We start from the raw sequence: 17,031 nt of genomic DNA on the forward strand, positions 1-17,031 counted from the left end.
CACCCGATGGCAGAACTCGACGTCGCGCTGATCGGCGCCGGCGGCATCGCCCGCGTACACCTGCCCGCCTGGACCGCGCTCGGCGCCCGCGTACGCGTCTACGCGCCCGACGGGCGGGCCCCCGACCTGGCCCGGGAGTTCGGCGCCGCCGCCGTCGGCACGCCGGACGAGGCGATCGCCGGCGCGGACGTGGTGGACGTGTGCACCCCGACCGACACGCACCACGGCATAGCCATGGCCGCCATCGCCGCCGGGGCGCACGTGCTGTGCGAGAAGCCGCTCGCGCTGACCGCCGCCGACGCCGGGGCGATGGCGGATGCCGCCGAGGCCGCCGGGGTGCGGCTGTACCCCGGGCATGTCGTGCGCTGGTTCCCCGCGTACGCGCGGCTGCGCGAGGTCGTCGCGGCGGGCGGGCTCGGCCGGGTGGCGGTCGCCCGGTTCACGCGGACCGGGCGGTATCCCACCTGGAGCCCGTGGTTCGCCGACCCGGCGCGCTCGGGCGGGATCCTGATGGACCAGATGATCCACGACATGGACATCGCCCGCTGGCTGTTCGGCGAGGTCGTACGCGTCCACGCCCACCAGCGCGGCCACCTCACCGCCCCGGCCCCCGAAGGCGCGGTCGCCACCGGCACCGCTGTGCTGACCCATGCCGGGGGCGCCATCACCCAGGTCGTGGGCGTCTGGGGACCGCCGGCGACGCCCTTCCGCACCACCTTCCACATCGCCGGTACCGGCGGGACCGTGACACACGACTCGCTGGACTCGCCGGGTCTGCGGGTCACCGGAGCCGGCACGTCGGGCGCGGCCGACGGCATCCCGGCCGGGGACTTCGGTGAGTCCCCGTACACGGCCCAGATCCACGAGTTCGCCGCCGCCTTCGCCGGGACGGGACCGGAGCCCCGGGTGAGCGCCCGGGACGGGGTTGCGGCGGTGCGTATCGCCGAGGCCGCCGCCGAGTCGGCCCGCACCGGGCGGGCGGTACAGATCGAGGCGGTACGAACAGAGGAGAACGCCACGTGAGGGTCGCCGTCCTGTCCTTCGCCCACGTCCACGCCGCGACGTACGTCGAGCTGCTGCGCGGCCGCGACGGCATCGACCTGGTCACCGCCGACCCCGACGCCCCGCCCGGCGCCCCGGACCGGGGCCGTGCCCTGGCCGAGCGGCTGGGCGCGGCGTACGCCGGCACCTGGGACGAGGTGTTCGCGCTGCGCCCCGACGCCGTCATCGTCACCAGCGAGAACGCCCGCCACCGGCACCTGGTCGAGCGGGCCGCCGCGGCCGGCGCCCACGTCCTGTGCGAGAAGCCGCTGGCCACGACCGAGGCCGATGCCCTGGCCATGATCGACGCCTGCGCCCGCGCCGGCGTCGGCCTGATGACCGCTTATCCCGTACGGTTCAGCCCCGCCTTCACCGCTCTGCGCGGCGCCCTGGCCGACGGCTCGCTCGGCGCCCTGGTGAGCGTCCACGGCACCAACAACGGTTCCAACCCGGCCCGTTCCCGGCCCTGGTTCGCCGACCCGGAGCTGGCCGGCGGGGGCGCGGTGATGGACCACACCGTGCACCTCGCCGACCTGATGGACGTCCTGCTGGACGGCGAGCAGGCGGCCGAGGTGTACGCGCAGGCCAACAGCGTGCTGGACGACGCCGAGGTCGAGACCGCGGGCCTGGTCACCGTCCGCTATCCCGGCGGTGCCGTGGCCGCCGTCGACTGCAGCTGGAGCCACCCCCGCGATCACCCGACCTGGGGCGGCCTGACCCTCACCTGCGTCGGCGAACGGGCCGTCGTCGAGTTCGACGCCTTCCCCCGCCTCCTCGGCGGCTTCGACTCCACCGCCGCCCGCGCCCGCTGGGAGCCCGGCGGCACCGACCTGGACGCCGCCATGCTGGAGGAGTTCCTCGACGCCGCCCGCACCGGCCGCCGCCCCCGCCCCGACGGCGAGGCCGGGCTGCGCTCGCTGCGGATCGTCCTGGCCGCCTACGACTCCATCCGCACCGGCCAACCGGTCGCGCTGCCCGGGCAGTTGCCCGGGCCGTCGTTCACCGCACCCTGAGGTCGCCCCGGTCGTCCTCCCTGAGCGCACGGCCGATGATCAGGCGCTGGATCTGGTTGGTGCCTTCGAAGATCTGCATGACCTTGGCCTCACGCATGTAGCGCTCGACCGGGAAGTCACGGGTGTAGCCGTAGCCGCCCAGCACCTGGACGGCGTCGGTGGTGACCTTCATGGCGTTGTCGGTGGCGACCAGCTTGGCGATGGAGGCCTCGCAGCTGAACGGCAGTGCCTGGTCCTTGAGCCGGGCGGCGGCCAGCGTGGTGGCACGGGCGGCCTGGACGGCCGCGGCCATGTCGGCGAGCACGAAGGCCAGGCCCTGGTGCTCGATGATGGGCCGCCCGAAGGTCTCCCGGTCCCGCGCGTAGCGCAGGGCGTGGTCCAGCGCGCCCTGCGCCAGGCCGGTGGCCACCGCCGCGATGCCGAGCCGTCCGCTGTCCAGCCCGGCGAAGGCGATCTCGAGTCCCTGGCCCTCCTCGCCGATCCGGCGATGCTCGGGGACGCGTACGTCCTCCAGGCGCATCGTCGCGGTGACCGATCCGGTCAGGCCCATCTTCCGCTCGGGCGGATCGGCGATCACTCCGGGGGTGCCGGCCGGGACGAGGAAGCAGGAGATGCCGCCCGAACGCTCGTCGGACGTACGCGCCATGATCGTGTAGAAGTCCGCGTGCCCGCCGTGCGTGATCCATGCCTTGGCGCCGTTGAGCACATAGTGGTCGCCGTCCCTGACGGCGCGCGTGCGCATCGCCCCGGGGTCGGAGCCGGCGTGCGCCTCGGACAGGCAGTAGGCGCCGAGCAGTTCGCCGCTGAGCATGCCGGGGAGCCACTCGTCCTTCTGCTCCTCGGTGCCGAAGACGGCGAGGCCGAAGCAGGACAGGGCGTGCACAGAGACGCCGACCGCGACGCTGGACCACACAGCGGCGATCTCTTCGAGCACCTGCAGGTAGACCTCGTAGGGCTGGCCACCGCCGCCGTACTCCTCGGGGTAGGGCAGGCTCAGCAGGCCGGCCCGGCCCAGCGTACGGAAGACCTCGCGGGGGAACCGCTCCTCGGCCTCCGCCTCGCAGACGCGGGGTGCGAGCTCCTTCGCCGCGAGCTCGCGGGTCAGGGCGATCAGGTCGGCGGCTTCCGGGGCGGGGAGCGTTCGGGTAGCGGGCATGAGACGTCCTCGGTCGGAGCACTGGGAATTATTGATACGCAACGCGATACAACAGTATCGCTCGTAGTACGGTAAGACCATGATGCCCAGCGGCGGATCCACCGGCCCCCTGACCGGCCTGCGCGTCCTCGAACTCGCCGGGCTCGGACCGGCTCCGCACGCCGCCATGGTGCTGGCCGATCTCGGCGCCGACGTGGTGCGTGTGGAGAGGCCCTCCGGCCGGGCACTCCGGCTCGGCCCCGCAGGCGCGGCCGACATCGTGCTGCGCGGCCGCCGGTCGGTCTTCGCGGATCTCAAGCAGCCCGAAGGGCGCGCGCTCGTACAGCAGTTGGCCGCCCGGGCCGATGTCTTCATCGAGGGCCTGCGGCCGGGCGTCGCCGAGCGGCTCGGGGTCGGCCCCGAGATGTTCGGGAAACAGAATCCGGGACTCGTCTACGGACGGATCACCGGCTGGGGGCAGACCGGCCCGCTCTCGCAGGACCCCGGGCACGACCTGAACTACATCGGTCTCACCGGCGTGCTCCACGCAATGGGCCGCGACGACGGGCCACCGCCCCCACCCCTCAATCTGGTGGGCGACTTCGGCGGCGGGTCGATGCTCCTGGTCGTCGGCGTCCTGGCCGCGCTCTGGGAACGCTCACGCTCCGGAGCCGGGCAGGTCGTCGACGCCGCCATGATCGACGGGGCCGCCCTGCTGAGCCAGATGACGCTCGCGCTGCGCGGCATGGGCGAGTGGTCCGACGAGCGAAGCTCCAACCTCCTCGACGGAGCCGCCCCGTTCTACGACACCTACGCGTGCGCCGACGGCTCGTACGTCGCCGTCGGCGCGCTCGAACCGCACTTCTTCGCGGCCCTGCTGGACGGACTGGGGCTCGACCCCGACCGGCTGCCCGCCCAGCACGACCGCGACGGCTGGCCGGCGCTGCGGGCGCGCTTCACCGAGGTGTTCGCCTCCCGCACACGCGACGAGTGGGCCGCGCACTTCGCCGGCACGGACGCGTGCGTGACCCCCGTCCTCACCTTCGCCGAGGCGGGCGCGCACCCCCATGTGACGGCCCGCCGCACCCTGACCGAGGTCGACGGCATCCTCCAGGCCGCGCCCGCCCCTCGGTTCTCCCGCACGCCCGGCGGCCGGCCGTCGGCTCCGGGCACTCCTGGTGCTCCTGGCGCGGACGCCGAGTCGGTGCTCCGGGACTGGGGCGCAGAGGTCAGCGCGAGACCGCGTGCACGATGAGCGACACCAGCTCGGCGTACGCTTCCGCGTCCGTGAGCCCGGTGTGCGCGGCCACCTCGCCGCGCTGGATCTCCTGCATGGTGGCGGCGACGACCTCGCCCACGAACGCGGCGTTGACATCACGGAAGGCACCGGCTGCGACCCCTTCCGCGATCAGCTGCCTCATCCGGTTGACGGCGAGCCGCGTGTTGGCCTCGTACACCTCGCGAGCCGGTTCGAAGCCGGCCATGTCGTCGAGGAACCCCCGTGACAGCGGCCTCAGCTGCCGGGCGACCGCGTTCAGGTAGACCACGACCCGGTCCGCGGGCGCGGAGGTGTCCGCCACCTCCTTCTCGATGGCCTGGGTCGCCTCCCGGAAGTAGTGCTTCACCGCCTCCCGGACCAGCTCCTGTTTGCTGCCCGCCAGCTGGTACAGCGTCGTCTTCGAGCAGCGCAGCCGCTCGGTCAGCTCGTCGAGCGTGAAGGACGCGAAACCCTCGGCCGCCAGCAGGGCGACCAGCCGCTCGAGCAGATCGCTCTGGCGTGCTGTACGACGTGGGGACGGCATGATCACAGGGTAGCCGCCCGCGCGGGCCGTCAGGGGCTCGGTCAGCGCGCGGTCCAGCCGCCGTCGACGACGACCGTCTGCCCGGTGACGTAGCTTCCGGCGTCACCGGCGAGCCACACGACGGCGCCGACGATGTCCTGCGCGGTCCCCTCCATCGGCAGCGGGGTGTTGCGGCGCAGGTACTCGGCGGCGCGCTCGCTCTCGTAGAGCGGGCCGGTGATCTCGCTGCGGAAGAAGCCGGGGGCGACGGTGTTCACCCGGATGGAGTGCCGCGCCCACTGCACGGCGAGTTCGGCGGTCAGGCCGGACAGCCCCGCCTTGCTCGCCGCGTAGGACGCCTGCGGGATCCCGGGGACGCCGACCCGGCCGCTGATGGACGAGACATTGACGATCGACCCCCGGCCCAGGGCGCGCATATGGGGGAAGGCGGCCTGCGCGAGCAGGAGCGGGGCCACCAGGTTGAGGTCCATGGTCTGGCGGATGGCGTCGAACGGCTCGGACTCGGCGCGTTCGGTGGTGAACATGTTCCCGGCGGCGTTGACCAGGATCTCCGGCGGCCCCAGGCCCTCGACGACCGCCGGCACGACGGAGCCGACCCGGTCGGGGTCGGACAGGTCGCAGGCGACGGCGAGGCCGTCGATCTCCTTGGCAAGCTCGGCCAGCCTGTCCTGACGGCGGGCCACCACCGCGACCCGGGCGCCGAACGAGGACAGCGCCTGGGCCACCGAGGCTCCCAGACCCGACGAGGCGCCGGTCACGATCGCCACCCGGCCGTCGAGTCCGAACATCCGAGCGGCGGCATCACGGTCCGGCGCCACGCGGGTCTCCCTTCAACGGCCAGGAGCCCATGCTATGCGCGCCGAAGTCATCCTTACAAGGATTAATACTTTACGGCCGCCGATCCGATCCGGCCCCAGCCACATCAGCCGCGCCGGAACATCCGGTTCCGGGCCGACGCGGCGTCCAGCACCCGGTCCTTGAAGGTGCGGCACACCCAGCGCTGGGTCGCCGTGAGGTGCTCCCCCGCGAGCCGCGCGGCCTCGTCGGCGTCGCCCTGCTCGATGCTCGTCACCAGCCGTTCGTGGGCCTGCTGGGCAGCGGTGCGTTCGGCGGGCGAGGGGTAGGAGCCGCGCGACATCTGGACGTCCGCCCAGGCCTCCTCCTGCACCGACCAGAGCGAGGTGAGGCTCTTCACCACCACGCGCAGCGTCGCATTGGGGTCGAACCCGACGACGGCGTCATGGAACTCGCGCGAGGCCCGGGTGAACGCGGCACCGTCCTCTATGCAGCCTTCGCTCGCGGCGAGCAGTTCCCTCAGCCGCGGGACCACGGCGCGCTTGCGGTCCGACCGCTGCGCGCAGCGGGCCGCGCACAACGGCTCCAGGGTGGCGAGGGCGGCGCCGAGGTCGGGCACCCTGACCTGCATCGACTGCAGCGTCAGGCCGAGGGCATAACCGGCGGTCCCGATGTCCGGGGCGTGCACGATCGCACCGCCGCGATTGCCGCGCCGCACCGTGATGAAGCCCTCGGTCTCCAGGATCCGCAACGCCTCCCGCACCGAGGGATAGCTGACGCCGAACTCCGCGACGAGCTCGTCCTGTTTGGGGAGCGTCGAGCCGTCCGAGATGCCGCCCTCCAGGATCCGGTCGCGCAGCGCGGAGGCGACCTGCTCCGCCATGCGCATCTGCCCGATCTTGGCGCGCTCGGAGCCTGTACTTTCCATGATTGCAAGGCTAGCAGTGATGCCGCGCCGTCCCTCAGGCCGTTCAGGGGCGCCCGCGGGGGTCCACGAGCCCGGGCAGTCCGGCTCGTTGCACCTTGCCCATGGCGTTCACCGGCAGGGCGTCGACCTGGGACCAGATCTCGGGGACCTTGTACGGCGAGAGCTCGCGCCGGCAGAGCCCGGCGAGCGCGTCGAAGTCCAGCGGCGGACCGGCGCTCTCGACCACGGCGGCCACCCGCTGGCCGAGACGGTCGTCGGGCACCCCGCACACCGCGACGGCGGCGACGTCCGGGTGCGTCGCGATGACCCGTTCCACCTCCAGGGGGTAGACGTTCGCCCCGCCCCGGATGATGACCAGCTTCTTGCGGTCCAGCACGGTCAGCCACCCGTCGCCGTCGACGGTCCCCACGTCACCGGTGGGGACCGGGCCGGGCTCCGGGGGCCGGACGCCGCCGCGCTCCCAGTACCCGAGCATGGGCGTCCAGGAGCCCGCCCACGGGCCGGCGGCGGTGCCGCTCAGCCGCAGCTCGCCGAGCGCGCCGGGCGGGAGGCGGCGGCCCTCGTCGTCGTACGCCGCGATGTCGTAGTGCGGCAGCGCCCGCCCGCTCGTGCCCGGGCGCCACTCCTGCCCCGGCGGGTCGATCGAGACGACGGTCGGCGCCTCGGTCAGGCCGTATGTGACCCGGGGCACCAGCCCGTGGGCCTCGGCGAACGCCCGGCGCAGCGCGTCCGGGGTGTCGCTGCCGCCGCTCCACACCTCCTGGAGCGAGCCGAGGTCCAGGTCCGGGCGCCTGGCGAGATCGTGGAGCTGCGCGGGGGCGCCGTTCCACACCGTGACGCGCCGCGAGGAGATCCAGTCGGCGACCCCGGCGACGTCGCGCCGGTTCATCACGACGGAGCACCCGCCGGCCTGCGCGGTGAGCAGGGTGGACAGGACCATCAGGTTGAGGATGGTCAGCGGGAAGCTGTCGCCCTTGCGCAGCCCGGGTCCCCAGCCCCGGGTGGCGACGAGGACCGCGCCCGGCAGGAGCAGGTTGCGCTGGCTGTGCACGACGGCCTTGGGGTGGCCCGACGTCCCGCTGGTGAAGGCGATTCCGGCCGGCGCGTCGATGTCCGGCTCGACGCGGGGGGCCGCCTCGTGACGGGCCATGAGCTCCGCCCACCGGTCGGGGCCGACGCACTCGGGCGCGTTCAGCAGGCAGCGCGGTCCGGCCAGGACGGCCGCCGGTTCGCAGAGTTCGTACAGCTCCCGCTGCTCGCTCGCCGCGAGCGCTTCGCCGATCCCCGCCCAGACGGCCCCGATCCGCTGCGCGCCGTGGAAGGCCGCGACGATGTCCAGGTCGTTGGGCAGACAGGCCGCGACCCGGTCGCCCGGGCGCACGCCGAGGGACCACAGCGCACCGGCCGCCCGCCGTGCCCGGTCGTCGAGTTCGGCGTACGACCAGACACCGGAGACCGCCTCGACCGCGGGGGCGTGCGGGCGCGAGGCGAGGGCGGCGTCCAGCACCTCGGCGATGGAGCCGGGGACGGTCGTGCGCCGCGGTGCGGCGCCTGCGTCAGTGCTGCTCATGACACCTTGATATCACTATCCTTACAAAGATTCATAGCATAGCCTCGATGCGACGACACCGCACTCGGCAGGAGACGGCGATGCCAGGGATACGCGCACATCAACTCCCTCCGGACGAACTGCGGGCCGGGGTCCGGCAGTGGTGCGCCGAGCACGTCCCGCACGACTGGCACGAGCGGCAGACCAGCGCGAGCCATGAGGAGTTCGTCCGGTTCCAGAACTGGTGGTTCGGCGAGCTCAGGGCCGCCGGGTACGCCGTCCCGCACTGGCCGCAGTCGTGGGGCGGGGGGTTCGACCTGGCCCGGCAGGCGGTGATCTTCGAGGAGCTGGCCCGCGCCGACGCCCCCCGGCTGAGCCTGCACTTCGTCTCGCTCCACCACGCCGCGGGGACCTTCCTCGACGCCGGGACACCGGAGCAGCGCAGCCGCTACCTGCCGGGAATCCTCGACGGCGCCGTCTGGTGCCAGGGCTTCTCCGAGCCCGAGGCCGGGTCCGACCTCGCGTCGTTGCGGACGCGGGCAGAGCGGCACGGGGACGTCTATGTCGTCAACGGGCAGAAGATCTGGGCCAGCGGCGCCGCCTACGCGCAGCACTGCCTTCTGCTGGTGCGGACCGATCCCGGCGCGCCCAAGCGGCGCGGCATCTCATACCTGGTCATGGACATGGACTCGCCCGGGGTGCTCGTACGGCCGATCCGCCAGATCACCGGCGAGGAGCACTTCTGCGAGATCTTCCTGACCGATGTGGAGATCCCGGTCGGCAACCTCATCGGGGCGGAGAACGACGGCTGGCGGGTGGCCCAGTCCACTCTTGCCTCGGAACGCGGCGGCACCATGATCGAGCTGGCCGAACGGCTGGCCGTCGGTCTGCGCCGGCTGCTGCTCGAAGCGGCCGGACCCGGTGGGCCCCCTCCGACGGCCGACACCGTCGTCGGTGACCGCCTGGCCCGCCTGGCCCGCGAGGTCCAGGCGCTCAGGCTGCTGGTCCGACAGGTCATCACCCGGTCGAGCTCCGAGCTCGCGCAAGGCGCCCACGCCTCCGTGGTCAAGCTGTACTACAGCGAACTGCTGCAACGGCTGACCGCGTTCGGCATGGAACTGGCCGGCCTGGACGGCCAACGCGCCGTCCGCCGCCCGGTCGGCTCCGGCTGGGAGTCCGGCGCGTGGCTGCTGGACCACATCGGCTCGTGGGAATGGACCATCCCGGGCGGCACCAGCGAGATCCAGCGCAACATCATCGCCGAGCGGGCGCTCGGTCTCCCCCGCGAGCCCGCCGCGTGACCGGCCCCGAGGACGACGACCGCGCCGCCGTCCGGGACCTGGCCCGCCGGCTCGTCGCCGACGTCTTCCCCTCGTCGCGCGCCCGGGCGGTCGCGCACAAGGGCGGCGCCCCGGACGCCGACCTCGACCGCGAACTCGCGTCCGCCGGTCTCCTCGGCCTGGAGATAGCCGAGGAGTACGGCGGGGGCGGCGGTTCGTTCGTGGAACTCGCCGTCGTCCTGGAGGCCCTGGGCGAACACGTCGGCGCATCGACGCTGCTCTCCAGTGCCGTCCTGTGCTCCGGCGCGCTGTCACTCGCGGGAACCGGCGCCCAGCACGAGCGCTGGCTGCCGCTCCTGGCGGCCGGGACCGTCTCCGGGACGGTCGCGCTGGGCGAGTGGTTCTCGGCGCCGGGCGCCCGCGACCGGGTCGCCGCGAAACGCACCGACGGCGCCTGGGCGTTGACCGGGCGAGTCGGGCACGTACCGGACGCCCGCGTCAGCCGCCTCCTCCTTCTCCCGGCCCGCACCCCGGACGGCTGGCTCGTGGCGCTGGCCGAGTCCTCCGCCCCCGGTCTGTCGGTCACGCCACAGGCTCAGACGGACGAGACCAGGTGCCTCGACGACATCGTGCTCGACTCGGTCGGTGTCCCCGACGCCGGCATCCTCGCCGTCGACGTGCCCGGCGCCCCCGACGCGACCCGGCTGCTCGGCGCCCTCGCCAACCGCGCGGCGGTCGCCGTCGCGGCCGACTCGGTCGGCAACGCCAGGCGGGTGCTCGGCATGACCGTCGAGTACGTGCGGCAGCGCCACCAGTTCAACCGGCCCATCGGATCGTTCCAGGCGGTCAAGCACCAGGCGGCCGACATGCTCGTCAACCTTGAGACGAGCGCCGCGCTCGTGGACGAGGCAGCAAGGGCCCTCGCGCTCGAACCGTCCTCCTGCGACCTCGCCGTGTCCCTGGCCAAGGACCACGCGTGCGAGCTGGCCGCGCGCAACGCGGGCACCGCGCTGCAGCTCCACGGCGGGATCGGCTACACCTGGGAACACGACCTGCACCTGTACTTCAAGCGCGCGCTGCTCAACGAGTTCCTCTTCGGTGAGCCCCGGTGGCATCGCGACCGCGTCCTGCGCGGCCTGTTCTGACTCAGCGGGGCAGACGCGCCGGCACCGGGAAGAGCGCGGCGAAGCCGTCCCGCCGCACGTGCTCCGCGAGCAGGGCCGTCGTCCCCAGCCGTCCGGCCGGCCGACGAAGGACCGGCTGGAGGTGGCGGTCGATGACGGCCAGGTCGTGCTCCTCGCACAGCCCCATCGCCCCGAGGATCTGATGGGCGTGGGCGAGGACGCTCTGCGCCGACTCGATCATCTGCACCCGCAGCGCCAGCAGGTCGGCGGGGCCTGCCTCGCCGACCCGGACCAGCCACCAGGTGTAGAGGGCCAGCTCGTCGAGGCCGTCGCGGGCCAGGACGAGGTCGGCGATACGCGAGCGGATCTCCCCGAAGCGTCCGATGGGGACACCGAACTGGTGCCGCTCGCGGGCATGCCGCAGGGCCAGCTCGGCGGCCTCGGCCAGGGCTCCGCCGACCCAGAAGGCGTCCAGGAGCAGGTGCATCCCGGACGCGTCGGCCGACAGCGGGCCGAGGCCGCTGCCTGCGCTGTCCGCGAGCCGTACGTCGCAGCGGAACGGGTCGAGGGGGGCCTGCCGGAGGCGGTCGACGGTCACCGAGAAGGCCCGGCCGTCCCGCAGGTCGAGGGCGACCGGGCCCGGCAGCACATCGGCGTGGTCGAGCGCGGTGGACTCGCCCAGGACGAGGTGCACCCCGCCGCAGTCGTCGCGGACGGGCATGGGGACGGACAGGACGTGGACGATCGGCCAGGGCAGCACGGCCCGCCCCGCCTCGCGCACGGCCAGCGCCGCGGCCGCCGCCTCCTCCTCGTCCCCCCACGGGTCGAGCATGAGCGCGCCGAGCGCGTCCAGCCGTGGGCGGACCACCTCCGACCGGTGGCCAGGTTCGGCCTCGGCGCGCCGGGCCGACTCGACCCCGCCCAACGACCGGATCGCGGCGGCCACGGTCTGCGCGTAGTCCCTGGCGCTCTTGGGCCATTCACGACGCATGGGCGGTGCCCTCCAGTGCGGCGCGGGCCACGACCAGCCTCTGCACCTCTATCGTTCCCGACGCGATCGTCGCCGACCGCGAGTAGCGCAGGACGTCCTCGACGTTCCCGAGCAGCCCCCGCCCCGGGTCGGGCGCGAGCCCCTCCGCCCCGCACACATCGGCGGCCAGTTCGGCGACCTCCTGGTCGAGCTGGATCGACGCCAGCCGCGCCAGGGACGCCTCCTGGGCGGTCAACCGGCCCGCCTCGCTGAGCGCGACGGCCCGGTAGGAGAGCAGCCTGGCGACCCGGGTGTGCACCAGGGCCCGGGCGTACTCGGCGGCGGCGGACGGCTCGTCCAGGCCCTCGTGGCCAGCGAGTTCGCAGAGCACCCGGTCGTCCCGCGCGTACCTCGGGATGCCGATGCGTTCGTGCTTGAGCACGAGTCCGATCACGTCCCAGCCCCGTCCGACCTCGCCGAGCACCGCGTCGTCGCCGACCCGCACGCCCTCGAAGAAGACCTCGTTGAGGTGCTGCTCGCCCATCATCGACTCGATCGGGACAACGGTGATGCCAGGGCTGTCCATGGGCACCAGGAAGATCGTGATGCCGTCGTGCTTCTTCTGCGAGCGGTCCGACGGGTCCGGCCGGGACGTCCGGGCGGCGAGAAAGCACCAGTGCGCCAGGCCCGCGTAGGACGTCCAGATCTTCTGGCCGTCCAGCACCCACTCCTCGCCCTCGCGACGCGCGGCGAGCCGCAGTGAACCGAGGTCGGTGCCCGCCTCGGGCTCACTGAACCCCTGGCACCACACGGCCGTCCCGGAGGAGATGCCGGGCAGGTGCCGGGCGCGTTGCCCGTCCGTGCCGACCTCCATGAGCACCGGACCGACCCAGTTGAGCCCCATGTACTGGGGCCCGCGCGGCTCGAAGTGGGCCCACATCTCCTCGCGGAGCACCGTCTGCTGCCACAGGTCCGCTCCGGCGCCGCCGTACTCGGCCGGCCAGCTCAGCGTCAGCAGGCCCTCGTCCGCGAGGCGTCGGCAGACCCGTGCGACAACCGCCCGGATGTCGGGCGCGAGGGAGAACGGCGTGACCCAGTCGGCGGGCAGCTCCTCGGCGAGCAGAGCGCGCAGCCGTGTGCGCAGCGCCCGCGCCTCCGCGCCGAGATCGAGGTCCAGCTCCGCGCCCGCCTCAGCCGCTGAGGTCACGAACCCTCCCCTCATCACCCTTGTAAAGATTGCTAACATATATAGGATAGAGGGACTGGCGGTCAAGGCGGAGGTGCTGTGAAGGCGAGGCTCGGCGAATGAGACACACAGGCCCTCTGTCCGGAGTCCGCGTCGTCGATCTGACGGCGATGGTGATGGGCCCTTACTGCACCCAGATCATGGCCGACATGGGCGCGGACGTGATCAAGATCGAACCCCCCGCAGGCGACAACACCCGCTACATCTCGGTCGGGCCGGAGCCGGGAATGGGCGGCGTCTTCGTCAATGTGAACCGTGGCAAGCGCAGCGTGGTACTGGATCTTCGGTCCGACGAAATGAAGGACACCTTGCGCAAACTCATCGAACACAGCGATGTGTTCATCCACTCGATGCGCGCCAGGGCGGTCGCCAAACTCGGATTCGCGTACGAAGAAGTGGCCGCCGTCAATCCGTCGATCGTCTACACCAACTGCTACGGATACGGCCGACGCGGTCCGGACGCGAATCTCACCGCTTACGACGACACCATCCAGGCCGAATGCGGCCTGCCGTTCGCACAGGAACAGCTGACCGGTGAAGCCAGCTATGTCGGCACCATCATGGCGGACAAGATCGCCGGACTGACCGCCTTGTACGCCACCATGATGGCCCTGTTCCACCGCGAGCGGACCGGCGAGGGCCAGGAGGTCGAGGTGAGCATGTTCGAAACCATGGCCGCCTTCATGCTGGTCGAGCACGCCAACGGCGCGATGTTCAGCCCTCCCCTGGGCCCCGCCGTGTACCCCCGCGCGGTGGCGCCCAACCGGAAGCCCTACCGCACCCAGGACGGCCTGATCTCCGCGCTGGTCTACAACGACAAGCAGTGGTCGGCGTTCGTCGGCGCTGTCAAACCGGCCTGGGCCGGCGAGCACTTCGCCACCCTCGAACAGCGGGCGCGCCGGATCGACACCGTATACGCCCTGCTGGCGGAGACCTTCCTGGAGCGTACGACGCAGGCCTGGCTCGACCTCCTCCGGTCCCTCGACATCCCCGCCGCGCCGGTCCGCACCCTCGACGAACTCTTCGACAATCCGCATCTGAACGAAGCGGGATTCTTCGAGACGGTCGACACCCCGAACGGACCGGTACGTTTTCCCGGAATGCCCGCCTGGTTCTCACGAACGCCGGGCCGCATCGCCGGTCCCGCACCCAGGCTCGGGGCCCACACAACAGAAGTAACGGGCGAGCCGACCGCGACAAGGGAGAAGGAATGACCAGCCCCGGAGACATTTTCAGCGCGCGCTCCTGGCTGTTCGCCCCGGGCGACAGCGAACGGAAGATGGAAAAGGCCGCCGCCGGTACGGCGGACATCGTCATCCTCGATCTGGAGGACGCGGTGACCGAGGACGGAAAACCCAAGGCCCGGGAGATGATCGCGGCCTTTCTCGCGGACCGGCCGCAGGAGGACAGAAGCCGGCTGTGGGTGAGGGTCAACCCCCTGGACGGCCCCCACACGCTGGCCGACCTGGCGGCGGTGATCCCCGCACGGCCCGGCGGCATCATGCTTCCCAAGTCGCGCGGCCGTCAGGACGTGGAGCTTCTGGACCACTACCTCTCGGCGCTTGAGGTCTCCGCCGGCATCGACCAGGGCTCGACGAAAGTCATCGTGCTGGTGACCGAGACGGCCGAAGCCATGTTCACCACCGGTACGTACAAGGGCGCGCCGAGGGTGGTCGCCATGACCTGGGGCGCGGAGGATCTCGCCGACGCCGTGGGCGCGAGCGAGAACCGCAACCCCGACGGAAGCTACGGCTTCACCTACGAGCTGGCCAGAAGCCTGTGCCTCCTGGGCGCGGCCACCGCCGGTGTGGCCGCCGTCGAGACCATCCAGGGCGACTTCCGCGACCTGGAGAGCCTGCGCAGGCGGGCCGAGAAGGTACGCCGGGACGGCTACCGGGGCATGCTGGCCATTCACCCCGCCCAGGTCGATGTGATCAACGCGGCCTTCACGCCCACCGAGGAGGAACTGGCCGCCGCCCAGGAGATCGTCGATCTGTTCGCCGCCCATCCCGGCATCGGCGCCATCGGCCACAAGGGCGCCATGCTCGACCGTCCTCATCTGGCCCGCGCCCAGGCGCTGCTGGCGTCCGGGGGACGCGGATGACGGTCGTCCACGATGCCGGCGGCCTCGATCTCGGCCGGTTCCTGCGCCCCGGCGACCGCATCGTCATGGGCCAGGCCTGCGGCGAACCGACCACGCTGATCGAGGCGCTGATCGATCAGGGCCGCGACATCGGCCGGCTGTCGGCCTTCATCGCGACGAGCTTCTCCGGTCTCCTCACCCCGGCGGCGACCGACAGCTTCTCCCTGTCCAGCATGGGAGCTATCGGCGCGCTGCGCTCACTGACCAAGGCGCACCGGCTCGGCGTGATCCCCTGCCATGTCAGCCAGGTCGGCCCGATGATCGAGGCCGGGATCATCGGGTGCGACGTGGCCTTTGTGCAGGTGAGCCCGGCCGATGCGAACGGGGACCACAGCTTCGGCCTGATCAGCGACTATGTGCGGGCCGCCGTCTCGAAGGCGCGCGTCGTCATCGCCGAGGTGAACGACCAGGTGCCCTTCACCCACGGCGAGCTGCTGCCCGGGGCACGGATCGACTGCGCTGTGCGAGTCTCGCGTCCCCCGGTCGAGGTCCCGCCGGCGAAGATCGGCGAGACCGACGAAGCCATCGCGGGCCACGCCGCCGCGTTCATCGAGGACGGCTCGGTCCTCCAGACCGGGGTCGGGGCCGTACCGGACGCCGTCCTGCGCCTGCTGCACGACCGCAAGGATCTCGGCGTGCATTCCGGCATGCTCGGTGACGGCCTGGTCGAGCTGGTCGAGGCGGGCGTCGTCACCAACGCGCGCAAACCCATCGACACCGGGGTCTCGGTCAACGGCGCCCTGATCGGCACCAGGCGTCTCTACGCATTCGCCGACCGCAACCCGAAGATCCGCATGTGCGCCACCTCCTACACCCACGACGCGGCCGTGCTCGCCCGCCTGGACAGGCTGGTGACCATCAACTCGGCGATGGAGGTCGACCTGACCGGCCAGGTGAACGCCGAACAGAGCGGCTCGTCCTACGTCGGCGGCACCGGCGGCCAGGTGGACTTCGTCCGCGCCGGCGCGCGCTCACCCGGTGGCCACGCCATCATCGCCCTGCCGTCCACCGCCAAGGGCGGCACGATCAGCAGGATCGCCGTCAGCCTGTCGGGGCCGGTCACCACCGCGCGCAGCGACGTGGATGTGATCGTCACCGAATTCGGCGCGGCCGAGCTCAAGGGCCGGTCCCTCGCCGAGCGCACGCGCCGTCTGATCGCCGTCGCTCACCCCGACTTCCGGGAAGAGCTGGAGCGCGAGGCCCACATCATCCAGCGGAGAGGCTTCTGATGAGCGACGCCGTACTGTTCGACGCCCGTGACGACGGCATCGCCGTCATCACCCTGAACCGGCCGGAGACCCGCAACTGCCTGGCCCGCGACGTCCGCGAGGGTCTGTACGCGGCGTGGGACCGCTTCGAGCGCGATGCCGATCTGCGTGTCGCCGTTCTCACGGGCGCGGGTGAGAAGGCGTTCTGCGCCGGGGGTGATCTCAAGGAGATGGTCGACACGGGCATGGGGGTGCCGCCCCGCGACATGTTCCCGCTGCCCTACGACACCGTCGAGTTGTCGAAACCCACCATCGCGGCGGTCAACGGAGCCGCGTTCGCCGGGGGCTGGATGATCGCCCAGGCCTGCGACCTGTGCGTCGCCAGCACCAGCGCGACGTTCGCGGTGACCGAGGTCAAGGTGGGCAGAAGCTCGCCCTGGGCCTCGCCGCTGATCCACATGATCCCGCAGCGGATCATGATGGAGATCCTCCTCACCGGCAGGCCGATCACCGCCCAACGGGCCTACGAGATCGGCCTCGTCAATCGCCTCGCCGACCCGGCGGGGCTGCTGGAAGCCGCGCTCGAACTGGCCCGCGAGATCCTCGCCGGCGCGCCCCTGTCGGTGAGGGCCGCCCGGGAGACGGTGATGCTCTCCACCGAGATGGGCCGTTCGGCCGCCCTCAAGGCCGCCAGACACGCGTCCGAGCACTGCTACAACAGCGAGGACGCCCAGGAGGGCCCCCGGGCGTTCGCCGAGAAGCGCCCCCCTCGGTGGCAGGGACGCTGAGCGGTCCGG

The 17,031-nt window shown here is 72.2% G+C and carries 16 protein-coding genes; 9 read left to right on the top strand and 7 right to left on the bottom strand.

Annotated elements, in window-relative coordinates:
- Positions 1-6 precede the first annotated feature (6 nt).
- Complete coding sequence (locus tag OG607_RS03050) at positions 7-1,023, top strand: Gfo/Idh/MocA family protein (protein WP_405718361.1); 1,017 nt, start codon at positions 7-9, stop codon at positions 1,021-1,023.
- Positions 1,020-2,054: a Gfo/Idh/MocA family protein gene (locus OG607_RS03055; RefSeq protein WP_405718364.1), complete on the top strand. Its 1,035-nt coding sequence runs from the start codon at positions 1,020-1,022 to the stop codon at positions 2,052-2,054. Before OG607_RS03050 ends, OG607_RS03055 begins: the two co-directional genes overlap by 4 nt.
- On the opposite strand, the gene OG607_RS03060 is transcribed toward OG607_RS03055, so the two are convergent.
- Positions 2,041-3,210, bottom strand: coding sequence for an acyl-CoA dehydrogenase family protein (locus OG607_RS03060; RefSeq protein ID WP_405718367.1), 1,170 nt, complete (start codon positions 3,208-3,210; stop codon positions 2,041-2,043). The genes OG607_RS03055 and OG607_RS03060 overlap by 14 nt on opposite strands.
- 79 nt (positions 3,211-3,289) lie before the next feature.
- On the opposite strand from OG607_RS03060, the gene OG607_RS03065 reads away from it, so the two are divergent.
- A complete protein-coding gene (locus OG607_RS03065) occupies positions 3,290-4,444 on the top strand; it encodes a CaiB/BaiF CoA transferase family protein (protein WP_405718369.1) in 1,155 nt (384 codons plus the stop codon).
- On the opposite strand, the gene OG607_RS03070 is transcribed toward OG607_RS03065, so the two are convergent.
- From OG607_RS03070 to OG607_RS03085, 4 genes are all read right to left on the bottom strand, one after another.
- Positions 4,419-4,991: a TetR/AcrR family transcriptional regulator gene (locus OG607_RS03070; protein ID WP_405718371.1), complete on the bottom strand. Its 573-nt coding sequence runs from the start codon at positions 4,989-4,991 to the stop codon at positions 4,419-4,421. The genes OG607_RS03065 and OG607_RS03070 overlap by 26 nt on opposite strands.
- 41 nt (positions 4,992-5,032) lie before the next feature.
- Positions 5,033-5,809: an SDR family NAD(P)-dependent oxidoreductase gene (locus tag OG607_RS03075; protein ID WP_405718374.1), complete on the bottom strand. Its 777-nt coding sequence runs from the start codon at positions 5,807-5,809 to the stop codon at positions 5,033-5,035.
- Between the two features lie 104 nt (positions 5,810-5,913).
- Positions 5,914-6,714, bottom strand: a complete 801-nt coding sequence (locus OG607_RS03080; RefSeq protein ID WP_405718377.1) for a FadR/GntR family transcriptional regulator — start codon at positions 6,712-6,714, stop codon at positions 5,914-5,916.
- Positions 6,715-6,757: 43 nt separating this feature from the next.
- Complete coding sequence (locus OG607_RS03085) at positions 6,758-8,284, bottom strand: class I adenylate-forming enzyme family protein (RefSeq protein ID WP_405718379.1); 1,527 nt, start codon at positions 8,282-8,284, stop codon at positions 6,758-6,760.
- An 80-nt stretch (positions 8,285-8,364) separates the two neighbouring features.
- Between OG607_RS03085 and OG607_RS03090 the strand changes: the two genes are divergently transcribed.
- Together OG607_RS03090 and OG607_RS03095 are read left to right on the top strand one after the other, a co-directional pair.
- Complete coding sequence (locus OG607_RS03090; protein ID WP_405718381.1) at positions 8,365-9,564, top strand: acyl-CoA dehydrogenase family protein; 1,200 nt, start codon at positions 8,365-8,367, stop codon at positions 9,562-9,564.
- Positions 9,561-10,688: an acyl-CoA dehydrogenase family protein gene (locus OG607_RS03095; RefSeq protein ID WP_405718384.1), complete on the top strand. Its 1,128-nt coding sequence runs from the start codon at positions 9,561-9,563 to the stop codon at positions 10,686-10,688. Before OG607_RS03090 ends, OG607_RS03095 begins: the two co-directional genes overlap by 4 nt.
- Before the next feature lies 1 nt (position 10,689).
- On the opposite strand, the gene OG607_RS03100 is transcribed toward OG607_RS03095, so the two are convergent.
- Both OG607_RS03100 and OG607_RS03105 read right to left on the bottom strand, forming a co-directional pair.
- Positions 10,690-11,658 carry an acyl-CoA dehydrogenase family protein gene (locus OG607_RS03100; protein WP_405718387.1) on the bottom strand — a complete coding sequence of 323 codons (969 nt, stop codon included), beginning with the start codon at positions 11,656-11,658 and terminating at the stop codon, positions 10,690-10,692.
- On the bottom strand, positions 11,648-12,844 hold the full coding sequence (locus OG607_RS03105) for an acyl-CoA dehydrogenase family protein (protein ID WP_405718390.1): 1,197 nt from the start codon (positions 12,842-12,844) through the stop codon (positions 11,648-11,650). Before OG607_RS03105 ends, OG607_RS03100 begins: the two co-directional genes overlap by 11 nt.
- Positions 12,845-12,942: 98 nt before the next feature.
- Here OG607_RS03105 and OG607_RS03110 point away from each other — a divergent pair, with 98 nt between their 5' ends.
- The 4 genes from OG607_RS03110 to OG607_RS03125 are packed head-to-tail and all read left to right on the top strand — an operon-like array spanning position 12,943 to position 17,022.
- Positions 12,943-14,097, top strand: a complete 1,155-nt coding sequence (locus tag OG607_RS03110) for a CaiB/BaiF CoA transferase family protein (RefSeq protein WP_405718392.1) — start codon at positions 12,943-12,945, stop codon at positions 14,095-14,097.
- A complete protein-coding gene (locus OG607_RS03115; protein ID WP_405718394.1) occupies positions 14,094-14,987 on the top strand; it encodes an HpcH/HpaI aldolase/citrate lyase family protein in 894 nt (297 codons plus the stop codon). Before OG607_RS03110 ends, OG607_RS03115 begins: the two co-directional genes overlap by 4 nt.
- Positions 14,984-16,255 (top strand): acetyl-CoA hydrolase/transferase family protein, encoded by a 1,272-nt coding sequence (locus OG607_RS03120; RefSeq protein ID WP_405718396.1) that lies wholly within the window; start codon positions 14,984-14,986, stop codon positions 16,253-16,255. The genes OG607_RS03115 and OG607_RS03120 overlap by 4 nt, the downstream gene beginning before the upstream one ends.
- Positions 16,255-17,022: an enoyl-CoA hydratase/isomerase family protein gene (locus tag OG607_RS03125; protein ID WP_405718398.1), complete on the top strand. Its 768-nt coding sequence runs from the start codon at positions 16,255-16,257 to the stop codon at positions 17,020-17,022. Before OG607_RS03120 ends, OG607_RS03125 begins: the two co-directional genes overlap by 1 nt.
- Positions 17,023-17,031 lie beyond the last annotated feature (9 nt).

It is taken from the genome of Streptomyces sp. NBC_01537, assembly GCF_045040445.1.
Taxonomy (GTDB): Bacteria; Actinomycetota; Actinomycetes; order Streptomycetales; family Streptomycetaceae; genus Actinacidiphila.